At 54.0% G+C, this 21,302-nt stretch carries 21 protein-coding genes; all 21 read right to left on the minus strand.

The features are described 5' to 3' along the window. Positions 1-225: 225 nt before the first annotated feature. The 21 genes from ACFPOF_RS13535 to dapB all read right to left on the minus strand — a co-directional run bounded on the left by ACFPOF_RS13535 (position 226) and on the right by dapB (position 21,302). Positions 226-921: a DnaD domain protein gene (locus ACFPOF_RS13535; RefSeq protein WP_378133434.1), complete on the minus strand. Its 696-nt coding sequence runs from the start codon at positions 919-921 to the stop codon at positions 226-228. Continuing rightward, complete coding sequence (locus tag ACFPOF_RS13540; RefSeq protein WP_378133436.1) at positions 918-2,135, minus strand: acetate kinase; 1,218 nt, start codon at positions 2,133-2,135, stop codon at positions 918-920. The genes ACFPOF_RS13535 and ACFPOF_RS13540 overlap by 4 nt, the downstream gene beginning before the upstream one ends. Further along, positions 2,132-3,001: a 3-hydroxyacyl-CoA dehydrogenase family protein gene (locus ACFPOF_RS13545; RefSeq protein ID WP_378133438.1), complete on the minus strand. Its 870-nt coding sequence runs from the start codon at positions 2,999-3,001 to the stop codon at positions 2,132-2,134. Before ACFPOF_RS13545 ends, ACFPOF_RS13540 begins: the two co-directional genes overlap by 4 nt. Positions 3,002-3,081: 80 nt before the next feature. Beyond that, entirely contained in the window at positions 3,082-4,230 is a 1,149-nt protein-coding gene (locus ACFPOF_RS13550; RefSeq protein WP_378133440.1) for a hypothetical protein, read from the minus strand. Beyond that, positions 4,220-4,777 (minus strand): RNA polymerase sigma factor, encoded by a 558-nt coding sequence (locus ACFPOF_RS13555; RefSeq protein WP_378133442.1) that lies wholly within the window; start codon positions 4,775-4,777, stop codon positions 4,220-4,222. Before ACFPOF_RS13555 ends, ACFPOF_RS13550 begins: the two co-directional genes overlap by 11 nt. 133 nt (positions 4,778-4,910) lie before the next feature. Beyond that, positions 4,911-6,407, minus strand: coding sequence for an AAA family ATPase (locus tag ACFPOF_RS13560; RefSeq protein WP_378133444.1), 1,497 nt, complete (start codon positions 6,405-6,407; stop codon positions 4,911-4,913). Continuing rightward, the gene (locus ACFPOF_RS13565; RefSeq protein ID WP_378133446.1) at positions 6,400-6,936 is read right to left on the minus strand and encodes a hypothetical protein; all 537 of its coding nucleotides are present in this window, start codon (positions 6,934-6,936) and stop codon (positions 6,400-6,402) included. The genes ACFPOF_RS13560 and ACFPOF_RS13565 overlap by 8 nt, the downstream gene beginning before the upstream one ends. Before the next feature lie 249 nt (positions 6,937-7,185). Beyond that, a complete protein-coding gene (locus ACFPOF_RS13570) occupies positions 7,186-7,713 on the minus strand; it encodes a cell wall elongation regulator TseB-like domain-containing protein (protein ID WP_378133448.1) in 528 nt (175 codons plus the stop codon). Further along, a complete protein-coding gene (locus tag ACFPOF_RS13575) occupies positions 7,710-9,020 on the minus strand; it encodes an amidohydrolase (RefSeq protein ID WP_378134393.1) in 1,311 nt (436 codons plus the stop codon). The genes ACFPOF_RS13570 and ACFPOF_RS13575 overlap by 4 nt, the downstream gene beginning before the upstream one ends. Beyond that, positions 9,014-9,667: a redox-sensing transcriptional repressor Rex gene (locus tag ACFPOF_RS13580; RefSeq protein WP_378133450.1), complete on the minus strand. Its 654-nt coding sequence runs from the start codon at positions 9,665-9,667 to the stop codon at positions 9,014-9,016. Before ACFPOF_RS13580 ends, ACFPOF_RS13575 begins: the two co-directional genes overlap by 7 nt. Next, positions 9,664-12,543, minus strand: coding sequence for an ATP-dependent DNA helicase DinG (gene dinG, locus ACFPOF_RS13585; protein ID WP_378133452.1), 2,880 nt, complete (start codon positions 12,541-12,543; stop codon positions 9,664-9,666). Before dinG ends, ACFPOF_RS13580 begins: the two co-directional genes overlap by 4 nt. Before the next feature lie 21 nt (positions 12,544-12,564). Next, positions 12,565-13,203: a tetratricopeptide repeat protein gene (locus tag ACFPOF_RS13590; protein ID WP_378133454.1), complete on the minus strand. Its 639-nt coding sequence runs from the start codon at positions 13,201-13,203 to the stop codon at positions 12,565-12,567. Between the two features lie 106 nt (positions 13,204-13,309). Beyond that, positions 13,310-13,693 carry an aspartate 1-decarboxylase gene (gene panD, locus ACFPOF_RS13595; protein ID WP_378133456.1) on the minus strand — a complete coding sequence of 128 codons (384 nt, stop codon included), beginning with the start codon at positions 13,691-13,693 and terminating at the stop codon, positions 13,310-13,312. Continuing rightward, positions 13,678-14,610, minus strand: a complete 933-nt coding sequence (panC, locus tag ACFPOF_RS13600; protein WP_378133459.1) for a pantoate--beta-alanine ligase — start codon at positions 14,608-14,610, stop codon at positions 13,678-13,680. The genes panD and panC overlap by 16 nt, the downstream gene beginning before the upstream one ends. Continuing rightward, on the minus strand, positions 14,607-15,476 hold the full coding sequence (gene panB / locus ACFPOF_RS13605) for a 3-methyl-2-oxobutanoate hydroxymethyltransferase (RefSeq protein ID WP_378133461.1): 870 nt from the start codon (positions 15,474-15,476) through the stop codon (positions 14,607-14,609). The genes panC and panB overlap by 4 nt, the downstream gene beginning before the upstream one ends. 291 nt (positions 15,477-15,767) lie before the next feature. Then, complete coding sequence (locus ACFPOF_RS13610) at positions 15,768-16,760, minus strand: biotin--[acetyl-CoA-carboxylase] ligase (protein WP_378133463.1); 993 nt, start codon at positions 16,758-16,760, stop codon at positions 15,768-15,770. An 11-nt stretch (positions 16,761-16,771) separates the two neighbouring features. Then, entirely contained in the window at positions 16,772-18,106 is a 1,335-nt protein-coding gene (locus ACFPOF_RS13615; protein ID WP_378133465.1) for a CCA tRNA nucleotidyltransferase, read from the minus strand. A gap of 14 nt (positions 18,107-18,120) precedes the next feature. Continuing rightward, a complete protein-coding gene (gene bshA, locus ACFPOF_RS13620) occupies positions 18,121-19,296 on the minus strand; it encodes an N-acetyl-alpha-D-glucosaminyl L-malate synthase BshA (protein ID WP_378133467.1) in 1,176 nt (391 codons plus the stop codon). Positions 19,297-19,362: 66 nt separating this feature from the next. Beyond that, complete coding sequence (gene bshB1 / locus ACFPOF_RS13625) at positions 19,363-20,061, minus strand: bacillithiol biosynthesis deacetylase BshB1 (protein WP_378133469.1); 699 nt, start codon at positions 20,059-20,061, stop codon at positions 19,363-19,365. Further along, a complete protein-coding gene (gene mgsA / locus ACFPOF_RS13630; RefSeq protein WP_378133471.1) occupies positions 20,054-20,482 on the minus strand; it encodes a methylglyoxal synthase in 429 nt (142 codons plus the stop codon). The genes bshB1 and mgsA overlap by 8 nt, the downstream gene beginning before the upstream one ends. A 16-nt stretch (positions 20,483-20,498) precedes the next feature. Further along, entirely contained in the window at positions 20,499-21,302 is an 804-nt protein-coding gene (dapB, locus tag ACFPOF_RS13635; protein WP_378133473.1) for a 4-hydroxy-tetrahydrodipicolinate reductase, read from the minus strand.

The following is a 21,302-nucleotide window of genomic DNA, read 5'->3' on the forward strand; positions in this document are numbered from 1 at the left end:
GTTTTTGCAATTACATCGACCAAAACTCAACTTTTAGCTCCAACGGCTCTAGATGCATTTCTGTTAACGACAACGCTCGTAATCGAACTCGCAACTCACAGGAGCACGTATCACGAGAGGTTGTCTATACTGCATGTTTATGTGCAGGGGGTCGATCCGGTTCTAATGACGATGCCTATTCACATCATAAATGTTCGTTTGTACGCGGGGCGTTCATCTGTGGGGTTATCGTCCGGTTCGAAACTTCTGGGCGTGCAAACGAGCTTCGTCCACGTTCGTTACGCGGTTGCGGCTCCAATCCAGCAAAATACGGTCGATGTAGCGGAAATGCAGCTTGCCTGCAAATACCGCTTCCTTCAACGCGAACTTGATCAATTCGTCTGCATACTGATCTTGGTCGAGCCAGCTTGTGATCGTCTCGTACTCCATCGGCGTCAGCGGGCGGCCGAACTCTTGCTCGAACTGGGCAAATAAGCTGCGCGGTAGGTTAGTGACGGCACTGTCCTCTGCAGAAACCGTCGCGTATCCCGTGTCCGTCCGCCCTGCCCGTATCGGAAGCTCACCCTCCGCGAGCAATTCGCCGATCGTCCGAAACAAGCCGGTCAAATTATATTTCTCTGACTGAATGCCGGTAGTCGGATCGAATTGCTCGTCGATGGTGACGAAACCTAGCTTTAGCAGTTTCTGTACCGCTTGTCCGACGGTCGACGGCGAACAGCCCAGCCTCTCTTGCAATTGCTCGATCGTCGGAAAATCGTTCTGCTCGAGCTGACGGAAAGCAATCAGTTGCAACACTAGCATAACATCCGTGTCGCTTAGCCTCAGTGCGCGATACGTACGCAGCAACGCGTACGGGACACTTACGGCTCCGTCCATGTACGCTTCCGCCATCCCTCTAGCAAGCGCGTTACGGTCGTTCATCGGGTATTCGCCTCCAAGCCTTTGACTAGCTCATACGTGTCCCTCGCGATCAACAGCTCTTCGTTCGTCGGTACGACAAGCACATCGACCCGAGATTGTTCGGTCGTGATCCGTCGTGGCTCGGGAGAACGGCCTGCATTGCGCGTTTCGTCCAAATGGACTCCAAGAAAAGATAAGCTTTTGCACACTTCCGTGCGCAGCGCCGCCGAGTTCTCGCCGACACCTGCGGTGAACACAATCGCGTCGACGCCGTCCATTGCGGCAGCGTATGCGCCGATATATTTGCGTATCCGGTACGCGTACATTTCAAAAGCAAGTTTCGCATTCGCGTTGCCTTCGTTCATTGCGTCGACGACTTCCCGCATATCGCTGCTGACACCGGAGATGGCCAGCAATCCGCTATGCTTGTTCAGCATCGAGTTGACTTCGTTTAACGTCAAATCTTCTTTGTTGATCGTAAACGGTACGATAGCCGGATCAAGGTCCCCGCTGCGCGTCCCCATCATCAGCCCTTCAAGCGGCGTCATCCCCATGCTGGTATCGAACGATTTGCCGTGAAGAATCGCAGCACAGCTCGCGCCGTTGCCGATATGGCAAGTGATGAGTTTCAGCGTTTCGATCGGTCGACCGAGAAATTCCGCCGACTTCTTGCTGACGTAGTCGTGGGAAGTACCGTGAAAGCCGTAACGGCGAATTTGATGTTTACGGTACAGAACAGTCGGAATCGCGTACAAAAACGAGCTTGCAGGCATCGATTGGTGGAACGCCGTATCGAACACGACCGCTTGCGGCACTTCCGGCAAATTCGCCTCCACAGCTGCGATGCCCATCATATGAGCGGGATTATGCAACGGCGCAAGATCAAACAACTTACGGATTTCCAGTTTCACTTGCGCATCGACGAGCACGGAGCGGCTGAATGTCTCGCCTCCGTGCACGACGCGGTGGCCGACCGCCTGAATGTCCGCAATGTTGCGAAGAACGCCGAACTTCCGGTGCGTCAGCATGTCGAGCACTTTTTTGATTGCGGTCGTATGGTCGAGAATTTCGCTCACTTCGCGCACTTCCGGCTGATGGTCCACTTCGTGCGTCAAGATCGACGAATCCATGCCGATCCGCTCGACTCGGCCTTTCGCCAGCACGAATTCCGTCTTCATATCGTATAACTGGTATTTGACCGAGGAGCTTCCCGCATTGATGACGAGAATGTTCACAGGCGCTCACCGTCCTTGCCGTATTTGAAAAATCCGATGCCGGTTTTCACCCCGAGCTGACCGGCCCGTACTTTTTTCTTGAGCAAGAAAGACGGCCTATATTTCAACTCGCCGAATTCGCGGAACATCCGCTCGAGCGCCGCCAGCACCGAATCGAGCCCGAACCGATCTGCCATCTCCAGCGGACCGTATTCGAATTGAAAACCGATGCTCATCGCGGAGTCAATATCCTCCGGCGATGCTACGCCTTCTTCCAGCAGATGAAGCGCTTCGTTAATGAGAAGACAGATCAGTCGGGTCGTTACGAAACCCGGGGATTCGTATACCATGACGCCTTTCTTCGAAAGCGCGTCCTCGATGAATGTCTTTGTTCGGGAGAATGTATCATCCGAAGTATGTAAGCCTCGAATGATTTCTACAACGTCGATTCTAAACGCCGGATAGACGAAATGCATGCCGATTACCCGCTCGGGGCGGCTGCTTGCGCCTGCAAGTTCCGTCAAACTGAGCGTTGACGTATTGCTGGCCAGGACGGCATCCGTTGCGACGATCGCGTCCAACTGGCGGAAAATTTCCTTCTTCTCGTCAATCTCTTCGCTAATCGTCTCGATAATGAGCTCGCAGTCCGCAAGATGTTGCAAGGACGTTGCCGCATGTATTCGATTTAATGTCAGTTTCTTCTCGGCGGCAGTAATCGCCCACCTTTCCATTTGACGATCGAGACTGGCCTCAATTAAATCAATCGCTTCCTGAAGCTTCTCGGGTGTCTTCTCCACGAGAAACACGTCCAAACCTTTAACCGCGAGCATTTCGGCAATGCTTCGCCCCATCGTGCCCGCGCCGACGACGCCGACGACTCTGAACATAGACAAGCCTCCATAAAACAATAAGATGAGAGTGCCCGCGCGCGAATCGCTTGGGTACTTTCATCTTATCATAAACAGTTCTATCTTGCCGAAGCCGCGAACCATTTGTCGAACATTTGTTTCCAATTGTCCACATATTTCGCTTGCGTAGCCCATTGTACCATGACAACCGACTCGTTCGGCCGCAATGTCAGCTCGGCCGGCTGTTGTTCTGCCAAGGACAGACGATACGGAACGACTTGGATACGATTGTTGGATACGATGACCGCAGTGTCTCCATCCTTCGAAATGTAGGCATCCGCTGCATTCCGATCCAATTGAAGCCCGCTCACCGCGAGCGGAAGATCTTTCGCGAAGTCGCTGTTTAACTCTACGCTGATCGTTGTCCAATCGGACACCGCAGCAGCCCTATCGCCAGCTGGCTTCTTGGCGACCCATTTCTTCTCTTCCCGAGCGATCGCCCATTCCTCGGCGTCTTGCCCGTTAGCAGCATCGCCAAGCGCCGCAGCGAAAGAATATTCCGTGTTCGCCAGCGTCTCCGGATCGGTCTCTCTGACTTTCGGATCAAGATCGGTCACTTGATTCACGAATGCCCGGCTCGTACCGTCTGCAGAGGTTTGCATGATCGAGACGAATCGGCTGCCCGCGTACAACAGCTTCTCCGAGCGGCCGGCGACAGAGGTGTTCGCCGCCTTGGCGTCCGAGATGCCCGACTTCAGCGCCACCAGCAACTGGCTACTCGGAGCGGAGACGGTGCGGGATTCGATTTTCCAGAAAGTCGTTTTGTAAGGCATCCAGATGCCTTCACCGCTTCTAACATAAGTCAGCTTGCCGTTCTCCGGCGCGACAACGATCGTGCGATATGTGCTGGGCGAATCAGGAGCATTCCCGTCCTGTCTAAGCCCAATAGCAACCGCAGAGTGCGGGGTAGGATCCACCGGTTGAGCCGAACTGGCTGCCGATGTCTCGACGGGCTCAGGCGTTGACTCCGACAGATTGTCCCGCTGTCCGATTCCCGCGTTTAAGCCCCATACACCCGCGCCGATGACGAGAGCAAGAAGCAACGAGAAGCCAAGAGCCGGCCAGCGCAGCGGCCAAAAACGAGCGCCTCTGCGTGCCCCTGCGGGCCGATCGAGGCTGTCGTTAATTCGACGCTTCATCGATTCATCGAAGCCGTTGCGATTCAGCGGGCCGCGCGCAAGCTGTTCAAACAATTCCTTATCGTCCATTGCGGCTCGCCTCCTTCATTTTCGAAAGTTTCTGCCTTGCGTGGAACATTCGGGATTTGACCGTCCCCTCCGTAACCTCAAGTACTTGTGCGATTTCCTTTAACGATAACTGATGATGAGCGTATAAGATGATAACTTCACGATACTTCTTCGGCAATTCCAACACCATTCGCCACATGTCGTTCACCGTCGCCTTTGCCAGCACGTCGTGTTCAACGGATTCGCTTTCTCCGCGCTCTTCCATCGTGTCCGACAACGTTACTTTACGGAAAAACGCCGAGCGCTGAAAATCGATCGCGGTATTGCGGGTAATAGTTAGAAGCCATGTTTTGACAGACGCATCTCTGCGAAAAGCGTGCATATTGCGGAACACCTTAATGAACACCTCTTGCGAAATGTCGTCCGCCATGTCCCATTTGCGCGTAATGCTGTACGCGTAATTCCACACGTCTTTGCCGTACGCATTCATTAATTCGTTAAGTAGCCCGCGGTCGTCATCGCTCTCGACCATATATTTGAGAAAATCGAAATTCCGTTGCGAGTCCAACCTTGCCACCTCTATTCTATAGAACGATTCCAATAAGCATCAGGTTCAATGCTAGCATATTTTTTCGTGTTTTTCTTCGTCTTTAGGCAAAAATAAGCTCCGCCGGAACTTCCGACGGAGCGATAGGCGGTATTTATGCGGCTTGTTGGATTTGTTCCCGCAGTTGCTCACCTGACAGCGTCTCCTCGCGAATGAGAATGGACAGCAGCCGTTCGAACGTCGGTTTATGCTTGCCGAGCAATTCGCGTGTCTTTCCAGTCAAGCCGTCGAGAATTTTCGCATTCTCGCCTGACCATTGCTCTTGCGTGATCGCTTCCGGATGGACGATGCCAAGGTCCGACATGCCCGATTCAATCATCGTGCGAACGATGCTTGTAGCTTGATCAAAGTCCCCGCGCGAACCGGTGCTGCGGCCGCCATAGAAGATTTCTTCAGCGACTGCGCCGCCGAGAGCGATCATAATTTGCTGCTCGAGTACATCGAGCGAATACAAATAGCTATCCTGCCGCGGATGATGCCGAACGTAACCTAGCGCTTGCCCGCGAGGCGTCAACGACACTTGCGCCACGCTCTCGGGGCGGACGCTTTCGGCGACGATCGCGTGACCGAGCTCGTGAATCGCGACACGTTCGCGTTCTTCGCGCGTCGTCTCGCGGTCCATCCGTTCGCCCATCATGACTTTATCGATCGCCTGCGATAGATGCGCGTTGTTTAACGTCTCCGAATTTTCTCTCATCGCGTAAATAGCCGCTTCGTTCATGACACTTTCAAGCTGAGCGCCCGAGAAACCGAACGTCTCTTCCGCTACTTTCCCAAGAGAAGCGTCTTGCGACAACGGCTTGTTGCGCGCATGCAATTGCAGAATATGTTCGCGGGCCGACTTGTCAGGCAGATCGACTTGGATGTGACGGTCGAAGCGCCCCGGACGAAGAAGAGCCGGATCAAGCAATTCCTTGCGGTTCGTCGCAGCAATGAGCAGAATGCGGATGCTCTCATCGCCTTGCACACCGTCCATCTCGGTCAGCAGTTGATTTAGTGTTTGATCGTATTCGCGATGCTGTCCTCCGTCTCTTTTGCCGCCGATGCCGTCAATTTCGTCGATGAAGATAATTGCATTATCCCGTTTCAGCTTTACCGCTTGTAGACGCGCTTCCTTAAACAAGTCGCGAATGCGGCCAGCCCCAACGCCGACGTACATCTCAACGAATTCGCTGCCCGATGCGGCGACGAATGCCGAATTCGTGTATTGGGCCGCTGCTTTGGCAAGCAGCGTTTTACCGGTTCCCGGAGGGCCCGTTAGCAAAATACCTTTCAGCGGACGAATGCCGAGCTTCTCGATTTTGTCCCGATAGACGAGGAAATCGAGCGCTTCCGTCAATTCCCGCTTCGGCTGCTCTTGTCCGCCGATATCTTCGAACGTTAGAAATTCCGGCTTCCGCGAGACCGTACGTTTTCCGGCCGTTCCCATCGCCAGCCCGCCGCGTCCTTTCGTAAACAGGAAAATCGCTCCGAACATAAGCAGCCCCATGACGATAATAGCCGGCGGCAATCCGACGTATACTAGAAAGACAAGTGCGACGATCGCCGCGCCGATGCCTATTTCTTTGCCGTAATCGTTTAACTTACGCATTGGACCACGCTCCTAACGTTGCGGGTTCGCGGGGCAGCACGACGAATTTCGCCGCATTGCCGTCGCGCATCGAAATATAGACGTTGTCTTCGTCCATATCCGTTGTTGCCGTCACGCCGGGAAAATGCGCGGACAAGTTGTCCATCGCTTCGCGAATGCCTGTATATTTGTGCGTCTCCATCGCTTCGGCGACGTCGAACAACGTGTAACTCCACGCTTTATCCAGCCGTTCGCTGCTGGAGGCGTCGGCAGTCAGCTCCAATTGTTTGCCGCCGATTTCGCCAGCTCCATCTTGCTTGATCTTGCGATATACTTGCGCGATATTCGCATCAGGCGAGAGCTTCACATCTATTTTCACCGTTCCGGCGCCCATTTCGACTTTGGCGTTCTCGACGCCGGAGATCGCATTCGCGACCTTGTCGAGCGGTCGTTCAACGCCGTAGTGCCGGTAGCCGAACCAGCCACCGAACAGTACAGTTGCAGTGAGTGCCGCCGTGATGACGATCGGTAACAGTCTAATTTTATTCATATAGCTATTCCCCTCCTAAAAGTAAGCTTGGCCTAAGATGTGTAATCGGAACAGGGACGTATGTCGACTCCTCATAATGAACAATTATCCGTACGTTTCGTACATCCATGAGTATATCAGTTTTGGTCAGTATTTTCGTTATTAAAACGTTGGAAGCCGTGCCAATGAGCTGCGGAATAGTGATCCAGACAATACGATGTCAACGCAGAAAACGCCCAGAAATGGGCGTTCTCATCGCGTCAAACTATGTTAGCTCGACAGTACGTAAGTTTTCAACATCGAACCGTCTTTGAAAGAGTAAAACCCGAGCGACTGATGCTGATGCTCGGCATCGTTCCAGTAGCGAATTTCCCATGCCGGCTGTCCCTTGAACCATCCCGGGATCATCCGGATCGGCGCCGAGACGCCTACGTGCTCGACTTCGAACTTCTCAAGCATTTGCTTCTTCGTCAAGTTGTTCGCCGCTTTCTCCTTTACGATACCGTCGGACTTCTCGAATACGACCCATGACTCTCCGTCTGCGTCTTTGCCGGAGACGATCCATACTGTCTCGTCCCAAGTATGGGAAGCTGCGTCCGTCACTTCCTTCAGACCCGCTTGCTGCTTGGCAATTCGCACGGCGCGATTTTCCAAGTCGCGGTAATCTTTATCCGAAGAGCGCACATACAAATAGAAGCAGACAAGCACGAACACGATAAATCCTGCGACGAGAAAGCACCACTTGGCCACAGACAACGTAGGCGATTTGCGATGTTCTTCCGTGCGGCTTAAGCTCATCCGCGCAGTCTCCGGAAGCACAATTCCGCCTCGGCTTTGATTCTCTCTTCGTCAAGCGTAAGCAGCTGGCCATTTCTCAGCAATTGCTTGCCGTCGACCCAGACGTGCGCGACGTCGGAACCACGGGCCGAGTACGCCAGGTGCGAAACATAATCGGTATGCGGAACAAAATGAGGCCGATCAATGTTCAGAGCGATGAAGTCCGCTTTCAGTCCGACTTTTAATTGGCCTGTTACGCCTTCCAGACCGATCGAATTCGCGCCATACAACGTGCCCATACGGATCGCTTCCACTGCTGGAATGACGGTCGGATCGCCGGACACGCCTTTATGAAGCAGCGCCGCCATCGAGATTTCCTGGAACAAATCCAAATTATTATTGCTCGCAGCGCTGTCTGTTCCGAGCGAAACCTTAACACCCGCTTTAAGCAAGTCCGGTACGCGCGCGACACCGCTTGCCAGCTTCAAATTGCTGACCGGATTATGAGAGACGGCGACGCCGCGTTCAGCGAGCAAAGCAATTTCGTCGTCGTTCAGATGTACGGCATGCGCGACAAGCGTCGGCCTCCCGAACATGCCTAGTCGATCGAGATGTTCGACCGGACGGCAACCATAATCGCGCACATTCTGCTCGACTTCGGCGATCGTCTCCGACATATGGGTATGCATCGGCAAGTCGAGATCGTGTGCCGCCTCTACGAATTTCAAAATGAAATCTGGCGGGCAAGTATAAGGCGCATGAGGCGAAATCATAACGTTAATACGCCCGTTTGCCTTGCCGTGCCAGTCTTTGGCGAATTGAATGGCATCCGCAAGCTTCGCCTTCTGGACGTCCTCCGGACACAGTCCAATAGCGCCGCGCGTCAAGCTCGCTCTCATGCCGGAACGCTCGACGACTTCGGCAACCCGGTGCATATGATCATACATATCGACGAACGTCGTCGTTCCGGACTTAATCATTTCGGCCGCGGCTAGCGCAGACCCCCAATATACGTCATCCCCGGTAAACTTCGCTTCCGTCGGCCACATATGATTTTGCAGCCACTCCTGCAATGCCAGATCGTCTGCCAGCCCACGAAGCAGAGACATCGCCGCGTGACCATGGGTGTTCACGAGTCCCGGCATAAACAAATAGCCTTTGCCATTCAGCTTCTCGGATGCAAGACGTTTCTCTTCCTCTGGCGCTTCTCCTTCTCCCATGGCGGCGATCCGCTCGCCTTCTACTGCCATCCAGCCTTGAAACTGCGGAAGCGTCTCATTCATTGTGACGAAATACCCGTTCTCGATCAATAATCGCGTCATCAAAATTCGTCTCCTTCATTCGATCCGTTGATCGAGTCCATATAATAAGCAAGGCTAAGCAGCTCTGCTGTAAAGTCTGCATGATGAATGCGAACGCCAGGCGCGGCTTTCAGGACGACCGGCGCGAAATTCAGAATGCCCCGGACGCCGGAAGCGATGAACTGGTCTGCGACATTTTGCGCTTCGGCTGCCGGCACTGTAATAATGCCTACCGAGATGTCCAGTTGCTGCACCGTTTCTTTTAATTCGTTCATCGGCTGAACGGTCAACCGATTAATCATCGACCCTTTTTTGCTCTCATCCGCGTCGAATACAGCGACAATTTTCATATTGTCTTTAATATACGTATTATAATTGCACAACGCCCGTCCCAAGTTGCCCGTACCGACAAGGGCGACGTTCAGCGTCTTGTCCAGCTTCAAAATTTGGCGGATTTTCTCGATCAAGTAATCGACGTTATAGCCGACGCCCTTGCGGCCGAACTCCCCGAAATAAGCGAGGTCTTTACGAATCTGCGCCGGATTCAAGTCCAGCTTCTCTCCGAGTTCCTGCGAGGAAACCGTGTGAATATTGCTCACGCTCAGTTCATTAAGGAAACGCAAGTATATCGGCAGCCGCCGAACGACCGCCTCGGAAATTTTGATCGGTTTCATTCTGGTTCCCTTCTTTCTATTCCTTGTTCGGGAAACAGCCACTCGCGCGCTCTACCGGCGAGTGAAGCCGTCGGTAAATGCTCCATTTTAGGCCCAGGCAGCGAGTACAGAAAATGTTTCCCATAATACGTTTCGATAACCCTCGTATCGTAAAGCAACACGATCCCGCGATCTGTCGCCGTTCGCACGAGCCGTCCAAACCCTTGCTTAAAGCGGATAACCGCTTGGGGAAGCGACAGCTTCATGAATGGATTTTGGTTTTCCGCCTGCAGTTTCTCGGCTTTCGCTTCCGCGACGGGATGGTTAGGCGGCTGGAAAGGCAATCTGACGATCGCGAGGCACGTAAGCGCATCCCCCGGCAAGTCGATGCCTTCCCAGAAGCTGCTCGTACCAAGCAACACCGTTGCCGGCTGTTTGATGAATTGCTGCGTCAACCTACTACGACTTCCTCCGTCGAGCCCTTGGCCGAGCACTTGAATACCGGCAGGCTCCAGCTTATCTTTCAGAGGACCGTATACCGTTTTTAACATTCGATGCGACGTGAACAGTACGAGCATTCTCCCGCCCGCCGTTCGCGCCATCTCCTCTAACGAGGCTGTCAGCGCCGCAACAAACGCGGCTTCTCCTTCCCTGCCTTTGATGCCCGGGAAATCGCGAGGAATGAGCACGAGCGCCTGTTCTCGATATTTGAATGGAGAAGGCAGCATCGCTGTCTTGAGTCTGCCGACTTTGTCCGCTTCGTTTAAGCCGAGTTGCTCGGTCACAAAACCAAACGACTTGCCGATCGTCAGCGTAGCCGATGTCATAACGACACTCGCTTTTTTGTCAAACACGCCTTCCTTCAACAATCCGCTCACATCGGCCGGAACCCCATATATCGATACAGACCTGCTCCGGTATTGGGAATGCCCTTCAATCCAGTAAACGTATTCCGGTCGACCGAGCGTTACGAACGACTGCGTGTCCGCTCTCGTATTCGCCAAATCTTTCAGCACGCCGCCCATGTCTGTCAGCAGCCCTTGCAAACCAAGCTCGTCCGCTTCGTCTCGCATGTCGGCAACGATTTTCTCCATCGGGCGAATGAAGTCGGACAGCAGTTGGATTACATTATTGCCGTCCACCGTTAACGCTTCCCATTGCGGAGGCAGTTGATCCGCTTTCAACCTATAGGTCATGTTGCCCGTCTCGTCGGCGGCGGCGTGAGAAGCAAGCATGCCGAAGCAGGCGTCCATCCATCGTTCCCACGCTTCCCGTATCTCGGTTAGCTTTGGCGCTAGCTCTTCAAGCTTTTCGGCCCAGACGTTCGCTTGCGACGATCCCATGGATGTAGCTTCGGTAATCAATTGCGGAAGCAAACCGGTCTTAGCGTCCTTCCATACGCGCAGCAACGGCAACAGGAGCGTGCCATGACTCGTTTTCTGCCCGAGATGCTGGCTCGCCACTTCTTCCAGATGATGAGCCTCGTCGATAACCAGTTTATCATAAGCCGGGAGCAAACGGTGCTCGGCGCGCAAATCCGTAAATAACAGCGCATGGTTCGTAATAATCAAATCGGCTTTGCTAGCTTCCTGCCTCGCGCGGTGATAGAAACAGCGCTTAAACCAAGGGCATGCCCGGTTGAGGCATGAAGCAGTATCGCTGGCCACTGCATCCCATTCTTCTCTATGCCGCCCGCCTACATTAAGTTCCTCTGATTCGCCTCTGGCCGTTTCGCTTAGCCAGACAGTCATGCCTCCGCGAATAATCGCTTCTTCCCTACCGAATGCATGCTCGGGAAGCTGCTGCCGGTTCTCGAACTTGCGAAGGCACAAATAATTGCTGCGGCCTTTGAACACGGTTGCGCGGAACGGCATCGGCAGCGCTTGCTGCAGCAGCGGCAAATCTCTTTCTCGCAGTTGTTCCTGCAATTGGATCGTATGGGTGCTGACGACGACTTTTTTCTCTTCCTTCAGTCCATAATAGAGAGAGGGCAACAAATAACCGAGCGACTTACCCGTGCCTGTCCCTGCTTCGACCAGCAGATGAGAATCAGCTTCCAACGCGTCGAAAACTTCCTTAAACATAATATCCTGACCTTCCCTCGCCTCGTACGAAGGGAAAAGCGTCTTCAGGTTATTTTGCACGGCGGCCATATATTGTTCGAAGTCCATCTCCCGCAACGCTTCGGGAATGCCGTCGGACTCGCGATTCGCATTGTCTTCGCTCCAATCGCCAACGTTCATCGCGAATTGTCGGAAGTAGTGCAGCCCTTCCTCTGGAATAAACGGCTGAGTTTCCCGCCATGCGGCGACGTGGGCGATCAGCCACCCAAGATCGCTATTGTCCGGGCTGAACAGCATGCCAAGCCTTTGGAGGGTAAGTAACGGAAGGTGCTGCAGCTTGTTCAAGCAAAGCATAAAGAGTTCCGACGTCGCAAGCGCGTCGCTGTCCGCTTGATGCGGTCGGTCGTGCGCGATGCCAAACGCATGAGTGAGCGAAGACAGCGAGAACGAAGATTGCGTCGGAAAAACGAGTCTGGCGAGTTCCACTGTATCGAGTACTCTGCCGCCGAATGGCAAATAACCGCTTTTCTCCAAAGCGGCTTGCAGGAACTGCACGTCGAAACTGGCGTTGTGCGCAACCAAAACAGCATCCTGCAACAAGGGCACTAGCTCGGCGATCATATCTTCGGTGTCGGGCGACTCGGCCACATCCGCATCGGTAATGCCCGTCAGCCGGGAGATGTCCTGCGGAATCGGCCTCGAAGGCCGGACGAAGCTCGCATACGTGGAACAAACGGTACCCGCTTCATCGATGACAGCGAGTCCCGTTTGTATAATTTCGTCTTTATCGGACGACATGCCCGTCGTTTCGAAATCGAGCACGGCAAATTTCATTCCAGTCTTCCTTTCGAGCCTTCAGGCTTGAACTAACGTTTGAAGCTCGGCGCTTCCGAACTGCAGTTGAATATGTCCGTTTCCCTTCAACATCGATTCGAGGTTCGTCCTCGGATCGGAGAAGGCAGGATCGGTTTCGAGTGCGATGCGGAAATATTGCTGGGCTTGCTCCAGATGCGCGTTAATCGCTTGAATGCAGCCGAGCGCATTGTAGGCGATAGCTCTCAGCCTGCTCTCTTCCGCGATGGCCGCGACAAGCTGAAAATGCCGCTGCGCTTCGTTCCAATGTTTCAGATGCATCTTTGACATTGCCAGGTAAAGGCGAGCGCAGACGAGATCGGGATACAGTGCCACCGCTTGCTCCAGTTGATCCGAGGCATGCTCGAACATATGGAGCTTAAAGTACCCCTGCCCTTTGACAAAGGGGCCGAGCTGCTTCTCCAGCTCTGGTGAAGGCTGTGGTTGCTGCTGCCTCAAATCGCGAAAAACGCCCATTTTGTCCTCGAACTGCAACCATGATTCAATAATATCATCACTTAACGATTTCAGCATGTCCCATTGCTGCTGCAGTTCGTTTTTTTCTTCTCCCGCAGCTTGAGGATAACGGATAATGAGATCGTCGAGCACCTCGTTCATTGTCGCGAACCATTGCCGAATCATGAGCGTACCCTCCTGTGCGCGATTGACGGGCAATCGCCTTGACAGCATCAGCTTCGGAGCGAAACCGTACTGTCATTCTGTGTTGCGGGAAGGTGTTTCATACGCGTTACATGACGGTCGAATGCGGCTCCTCCGCCAGTAATTTGACGACTTTGTTGCCTTCGCCCATAATAGCTACCCGCGGATGATGACGCCGTGCTTCCTCGTCTGTCATGAACCCGTAGCTGATGATAATGACGGTGTCACCCGGCTGAACAAGACGTGCGGCAGCTCCGTTAAGGCATACGACGCCTGAGCCTCTTGGCCCCGGTATCGCGTAAGTCTCGAAGCGTGCGCCGTTGTTATTGTTGACGATCTGAACTTTCTCGTCAGGCAGGATGTCGACCAGTTCAAGCAAATCTTGATCGATCGTCACGCTGCCGACATAGTTCAAATTCGCTTCCGTAACGGTGGCGCGGTGTATTTTGGCTTTCATCATTTGGCGGAACATGGAATCGCACCTGCTTTCGCTGGATTCAGCAATTTATTGTCGATGAGCCGGGTTTGGCCGAAACGAACGGCGACGGCGATGAGTACGTCGGCGTCGATGCTCGCAAGCGGTTTGCCTTGTTCAAGATGCGTTAAACCCGGGTATGCGAGCACGTCAACGTAATCGATATCGGCGATTGCCGACTGTCCTTTGATCGCGCTGCTAATCCGGGAAATCAAATCGGCTGCTGTCGTACCTTCCGATATCCACGACTCGGATTTGGCCAACGCCTTCGACAAAATGGTCGCTTCCGAGCGCGATTTCGTATCTAAGTACACATTGCGCGAACTTAAGGCGAGGCCATCGGCTTCCCGAACAATCGGGCACGGAACGACTTCAACCGGCATGTTGAGATCCTGAACCATCCGTGTAATAACTGCCACTTGTTGCGCGTCTTTCATACCGAAATACGCTCTGTCGGGCTGCACGATATTGAACAGCTTCGCGACAACCGTCGCAACTCCGTCGAAATGCCCCGGACGACTAGCGCCGCATAGAAAATCGCTTACTTCGTTTACCGACACTGTCGTCACTCTTTTCGTCGGATACATCTCGGCTACAGTCGGCAGGAAGATGATCGAAGCGCCCGAAGCCGCTGCCACTTTCAGATCCCTGGCTTCATCGCGAGGATATTTGTCCAAATCTTCGTTGGGACCGAATTGGATTGGATTTACGAATATGCTTAGCACGGTCAATCCATTCTCGGCGGCTGACCGGCGGATCAAACTCGCATGGCCTTCGTGCAAATACCCCATCGTCGGCACAAAGCCGATTTTGCCGGTTAAATCACTCTTCCTATAAGTGGAAACAGCTGCTCGCAATTCCCCGATCGTACGAATAATTTGCGGTTCTTTATGCGAAGGATCGGAATTCGTCATTTGGGATCGCCTCCGTATAACTTTCCTCCCAAGCTCGGTGCTGACGTTGCCGATGGGTCGAGCAGGAAGGCGTGTTTCTCCTCCGGAAATTGCTTTCCTCTGACTTCTTCTACATATTCGGTCAACGCGGTTCGGATCGTATCCCCTATATTCGCGTAGCTTTTGACCATTTTCTTATCGCGAATATTGGAACCGTAGCGCAGTACGTCGTGATAGACGAGTACTTGGCCATCGCAGCCGCGTCCCGCGCCAATGCCGATCGTCGGAATGCCGATGGAGTGCGATACTGCCGCTGCCAGTTCCTCGGTAACCAGCTCGAGCACGATGCCGAATGCACCCGCTTCTTCCAATGCTTTTGCATCTTTTAGCATTTTCTCGGCTTCATCGCTGTTTTTGCCTTGCACCTTATAGCCGCCGATCTGAAGCACCGACTGCGGCGTCAATCCGATATGGCCAAGCACGGGAATGCCTGCGGACGTGAGCAACCGAATTTCATCCGCCAGTTCCGCTCCGCCTTCGAGCTTCACGGCGTGGGCGCCGCCCTCCTGCATAATTCTGGCCGCATTACGGAATGTCGCTTCCGGGCCGAGCCGGTAGGTCGCGAACGGCATATCTGTTACGACCATCGTGCTGGGTGCGCCCCGAACGACGGCCCTTGTGTGATAAATCATATCTTCGAGTTTGACCGGTACGGTCGTATCGTAACCAAGCACGACATTGCCGAGCGAATCGCCGACGAGTATGACGTCGACGCCAGCTTCTTCTGACAGCATGGCAGAAGGATAATCGTATGCCGTCAACATCGTGATCGGCTTCTTCTGGCTTTTCATCGCTTTCAACTTCGGGACAGTCAATGCTTGTTTCATGGGATTGCCTCCTAGGAATGTTTTGGCGCGTTCCAGGGCAGCCGCGTCCGCAGACAACAAAAAAACCATTTCGCCGATAAGCAAAAAGGTTCCCATTCAACATAGAACGATATCACGTCCTTCTGTCTCGGTCCTTTCGGCTCAGAGCAGAATCCGCCGCGAATCAGACGGTATTCGGTTACTGTTGCGATTAACGTCGCCTTTCATACTGGAAGATCGCGCCGCAAGTGCAGTTCGCTCAACGGCGATACCACCTTGCAGGAAGAGTATAACAGAAATCGAAGGTGTCGTCTACGAACCGACACCCTCCGAATTGCTGTTGCCGATTTCTGCCGAATATACAGTGCGATACGTGCCGTCGGCGAGTTCTACCTTTAACCCGCCCATGGCATCCAACTCACGGGGAATACCTTCTATTACGCCTTGCGGCGTATATAGAGATGTCATTCTACCAAGCGTGACGGCGTGCGCTTCCCATAAGGAGCGGATTGGCTCAAAGCCTTGTTCCAAATATAAATCGTATAAATTTTCGAATTCGGATAAAATCGATGCGATCAGTTCGCCCCGATCGACGGCGGATCCCGACGCCATCTTGAGCGAGATTGCTTTGGCCAGCAGCTCTTCCGGATAGTCTTCGGGGTCGAGATTGGCGCTAATGCCGAGTCCGACGACAATGTAACGAAGCCTTTCATCTTCAGCGGCGGATTCGAGCAAGATTCCGCTAATTTTTTTTCCGCCGACTAGCAAGTCGTTCGGCCATTTAATGCCGATCTCGATTTTTACCAAACGGGAAATGGCTCGACTCAACGCGACCGCTGCAAGCAGCGTAAGCTGCGGCGTGTGCGGCAGCGGCACGGGCGGACGAAGCAACAAACTCATCCAGACGCCTTTGCCGGAAGGCGATACCCAGTATCGTCCCATGCGTCCGCGTCCTTTCGTCTGCTGCTCGGCGATAACGAGCGTGCCTTCCTCCGCTCCGTTTTCCGCCAGCTTGCGGAGCTCATCCTGCGTCGACGGTACGACGTCCAGCAGCCTCAGCTGCTTGCCGAATCGCTTCGTATGCAGCTTCGGAAGCAAATCCTGTACCGTCAGCCGGGACGGCTTGCCGAGCAACCTATAGCCGAGCCGGGGCACAGCTTCGATCTCGTAGCCGTCCGCTTCCAGCTTGCGGACTTGCTTCCAGATGGCCGTCCGACTCACGTTCAGCTTCCGGCTGATCTCTTCGCCGGAAACGTATCGTCCAGCTTCCGCTTCCAACAAACCTAGCAAGCTAACTCCACTCATTTTTTCCCCTCCTATGCCTTGCGACCGTCCGCGTCTGCCAGCCATTGTTTCGCCGCATCAAGCAGTTCTGCCTTTATATTCGCGATCACACCGAACGCAACAGCTTCAAGCAGCCCCCGAAGCATTTCCGCAATCCATGGACCGGGCGAGCGACCAAGCTCCTTCACCAGCTCGTCTCCTCTAACATCCAATGCGGACACTTCCGTTATGGGGATGTTCTGTAACCAGCCTCGGCATAGGTCCGTCAGTTCGATGTCGACCGACTCTGTTGCCGTCAACCAATCTTCGGCCGCGGCAGTACCGAAATCGAGCACGCCGAGCACCCATTGCTCATAACGTTCATCTTCCGGACAGCCCGCCATTCTTTCATGCAAGCCGACGGCAGAACATACGCGATCCGTTCTTTTGCCACTCATTCGCAATGTCCGGAACAGTTCGGCGGCGTCTGCGGACGAGACGCCGATTCCGCACAGCAATGCTGTCCAGCGAACGTCGACGTCCGCGTAGAGCGGCAGCGGCGGCAACGAAGCGCCTTGACCTCCAACCGCCTCCCCGCTCCCCCAGGCATCCCACTCCCACCCGGTTCCGTTCAACCGATATCTTTCAGCGGCGTGCAAAACGCCTGCAGGCAGAGATTCTTTCACGTAACCGAGCAGTCCGCTCTTGAACAAGTAGTGGCAACCTTGCTCCGGCCCGGAGCCCGCCATCAGCTTGTCCCACTCCGCGCATACTCTCTCGACGGCTACTTGACTCAGCTTGGCACGATGGCGTAAGATCGCCTCCCATACGTCTGGAAGGGGCTCGAAGCCAAATTCCGCAGCGAAACGTACCGCCCTCAGCATGCGCAGCGCATCTTCGCCGAATCGCTCCTCCGCGTCGCCGACGCATTGCACAACGCCCGCACGCAAAGCGTCCTGTCCGCCGAAAGGGTCGACGATCTCGCCGTCCGAGCCGAATGCCATCGCGTTAAACGTGAAATCTCGCCTTGCTAAATCCTCCTGCAAGTCATCGACGAAAGCGACTTCGTCCGGCCGCCGGCCGTCAGAGTAGTCGCTTTCGCGGCGGAACGTCGTCACTTCGAACGGAATACCGTTCTCCATCACCGTAATTGTCCCGTGTTTAATACCGGTCGGGATCGTACGCGGGAACGTCCGCATGACTTCGTCCGGCTTCGCTGACGTAGCGATGTCGATATCGTTCAGCTTACGCCCCATAAGGCGATCTCTGACGCAACCGCCGACCAAGTACGCTTGATATCCGCGAGCTTCCAGTGTGCGAACGACATCCAATCCTGCTTCCCACAACGGATCTACCGCCGCTCCTCCAAAATCGAATTCGAAATTCATGCCGATCTCCTCGCTCATTCGCCGCAATGAACCGCAGCGCGCACGTTTGCAGGCATGCCAAGCACGCGGTAATAAATATCCTCGTACTGCGCGGTAATCGCTTCGTTGCAGAAATCGTGACGGGCTCTGTGCAAGCAAGCTTCCCGGAAATCCGCATATAGCTTCTCGTCGCTTAATAGCCGAATCGCGTTAGCCGCCATGTCATCGGTATTCCCGATCGGCGACAGAAATCCGGATTGCCCGTGCTGAACCAACTCGGGAATACCTCCGGCCATCGATCCAATCGTCGGAACGCCGCACGCCATCGCTTCGAGCGCCACAAGTCCGAAGCTTTCTTTCTCGGAAGGGAGCAGAAGCAAATCCGCTATCGATATGACCTGTGCGACATCGTCCTGCTTGCCGAGAAAATGAACGCGGTGAGACAAACCCATCGCTTGAATTTTCGTTTGAATTTTCGGCAGATCGGGACCTTCCCCTACGAGAACGAGTTTTGTCGGCATCTGCGCATTTACCTTGGCGAACACATCAACGACGTCTTGCGTACGTTTGACCGGGCGGAAATTCGAAATATGCATCAATATCTTCTCATGCGGTTCCGCATAGTCATTTCTCAAGTCGGTACACTCGCGCGGATAATAAATCCGCTTGTCGACGAAGTTATAGGTCAAGTCGATTTGCTCTTCATGAATGTCAAGCAATTCCCGAGTTTCACGGATCAAGTCGCGGCTCACAGCCGTGACCGCATCGCTCTGTCGGATGCCTAGACGGATAATGTCCTTTAACGTCTCGTCTTGCGCAAGGACCGTAATATCGGTCCCGTGCAGCGTCGTGACGACTTTCAGATCGTCGCCGGCCATCTGCTTCGCCAGAATGGCGCATATCGCATGAGGAACCGCGTAGTGGACGTGGAGCAGGTCCAGCTTCTGCAGCCGGGCAACTTGATTCATTTTACTCGCGAGAGACAAATCATACGGCGGATACCGAAACACATAATAATCCGACACTTCGACTTCATGGTAGTAGATATTACGGTGAAATTTCCCTAACCGAAACGGCATGCTGTGCGTAATAAAATGGATCTCGTGCCCTTTTTCCGCGAGCAGCTTGCCCAGTTCCGTCGCGACGACGCCGGATCCGCCTAGCGAAGGATAACAGGTAATCCCGATTTTTAACGGACGGTTTAATGACATCGTCAGGCCTCCTTCCCTGGTTCGAATCTATAGTGACTTTCATGTATATTCCCTGATCGTTCGACATTAGAAGCTTTCAATCGCGACCGGTCCCTTGGCGATAAATCCTTCCGCGTACTTCCACTTCCGCTGCTGCGCAAGCAGCCTGTCGCGCGCCTCTATATTGTCCAAATAAGCGCCGGTCAAAGGCGTGTCGACCCAATCCGCTTCGCTGCCGGACGGCATAAATTGCGAACGATAAGCTTTCAGCGCGTCCATCTTGACTTCATGAGCATCGCTGACATCTATAAGTAATTGAGGCGCTTGCGTATCGTTAATAAAGTAAAAATACAATTGCTCGACCGTCCATGAAGGAATATCGGGCATATATTTTCTCAGCTTGGCGTTAAAAGTCGCTTCCTCCGCCATGCGGCTGCACGTGACGTGATCCGGGTGCCGGTCGATCATATACGGCGCGAAAACGAACCGCGGACGGTATTTACGAATAGCGGCGACCATCAAATCGGTGTGCTGAGCGGTGACGGACAAACGGCGATCCGGCAATCCGAGATTGTCGCGAACGGCAAGACCAAGAATTTTCGATGCCTCGGTCGCTTCTCTCTGACGTGTCTCGACATTGCCGTTGGACGACATCTCCGCATACGTCAAGTCGACGATGCCGACCTTCGCCCCGGCTTTCGTATGTTTGGCAATCGTGCCGCCCATGCCGATCTCCGCATCGTCCGGGTGCGCAGCAAAAACGAGCAAATCCAAGGCGTCACTCATTCGTGTCAAGCCCCGGCTTATACTTATGGACAAGCTCACGCCAAGCGAAATCGCCGCGTTCGACCGCTTTGATAAGCAGTTCTCCCGTAGCGACATTCGTCGCAACCGGGATACCTTGTACATCGCACAAGCGAAGCAGTGCAATGATATCTGGTTCGTGCGGCTGAGCCATGAGAGGATCGCGGAGGAAAATAATTAAGTCCATCGTATTTTCCGCGACGCGAGCACCGATCTGCTGGTCTCCTCCAAGCGGCCCTGACATGAACCGATGGATAGTCAACGACGTACTTTCCATAATCCGCGAGCCTGTCGTGCCCGTGGCGTATAACCGATGGTGTTTCAAGACGTGTTCGTATGCGATGGCGAAATTGACCATCTCGTCTTTCTTGCGGTCGTGTGCGATAAGCGCAATATCGATCATGAGTGCAACTCCTCCGTTAGTCTAGGAAATGTTCGAAACCGTATACCATGCCGGTCGCGCTCATAACCTTCTTGATTGCCGTATTCACGCCCGGCATGTAGCCGGCCCGATCGTAGGAATCATGACGGATTTTCAGCGTTTGCCCGAATGCGCCGAACACGACCTCTTGCTGAGCGAATACGCCCGGCAACCTTACGCTATGTATGCGAAAACCGTCGTAATAGCCGCCGCGTGCGCCTTCGAGCACTTCTTCCTCGTTCGGGTTGCCTTGCCGCAACTCCTGCCGCGCCTGCGAGATCCATTCCGCGGTTTTGATCGAGGTGCCGGAAGGCGCATCCAGCTTCTGATCGCCATGGTACTCGATAATTTCGACATGAGGAAAATATTTGGCGGCCATAGCCGAAAATTTCATCATCAGAATTGCCCCGATCGAGAAATTCGGTGCGATCAAGCCGCCAATGCCCAGGTCGCGACACTGCTTGTCCAACGATGCGATCTGTTCCGGCGTGAACCCTGTTGTGCCCATAATCGGCCTGACGCCATAGGCAAGCGCAGTTTCCGTATTCGGCATCGCGGATTTCGGATTCGTGAAGTCGACGAGTACGTCCGGTCGGGTCGCTTCGAGCGCATCCGCCAATATGCGAGAGACGATGACGCCGGTGTCGGGCTTACCGACAAGCGTCCCGGCGTCAACGGGCTCCGACGTCGACGCGACGGCCGCGACGAGGCGAAGCTCGGGATCCTCCAGCACCATTTTGACGACTTCGCGCCCCATTCTCCCCGTTGCGCCCGCGACGGCGACTTTAATGATTTGCGACAT

The sequence above is a fragment of the Cohnella soli genome (assembly GCF_042655525.1).
Classification (GTDB): domain Bacteria; phylum Bacillota; class Bacilli; order Paenibacillales; family Paenibacillaceae; genus Cohnella; species Cohnella soli.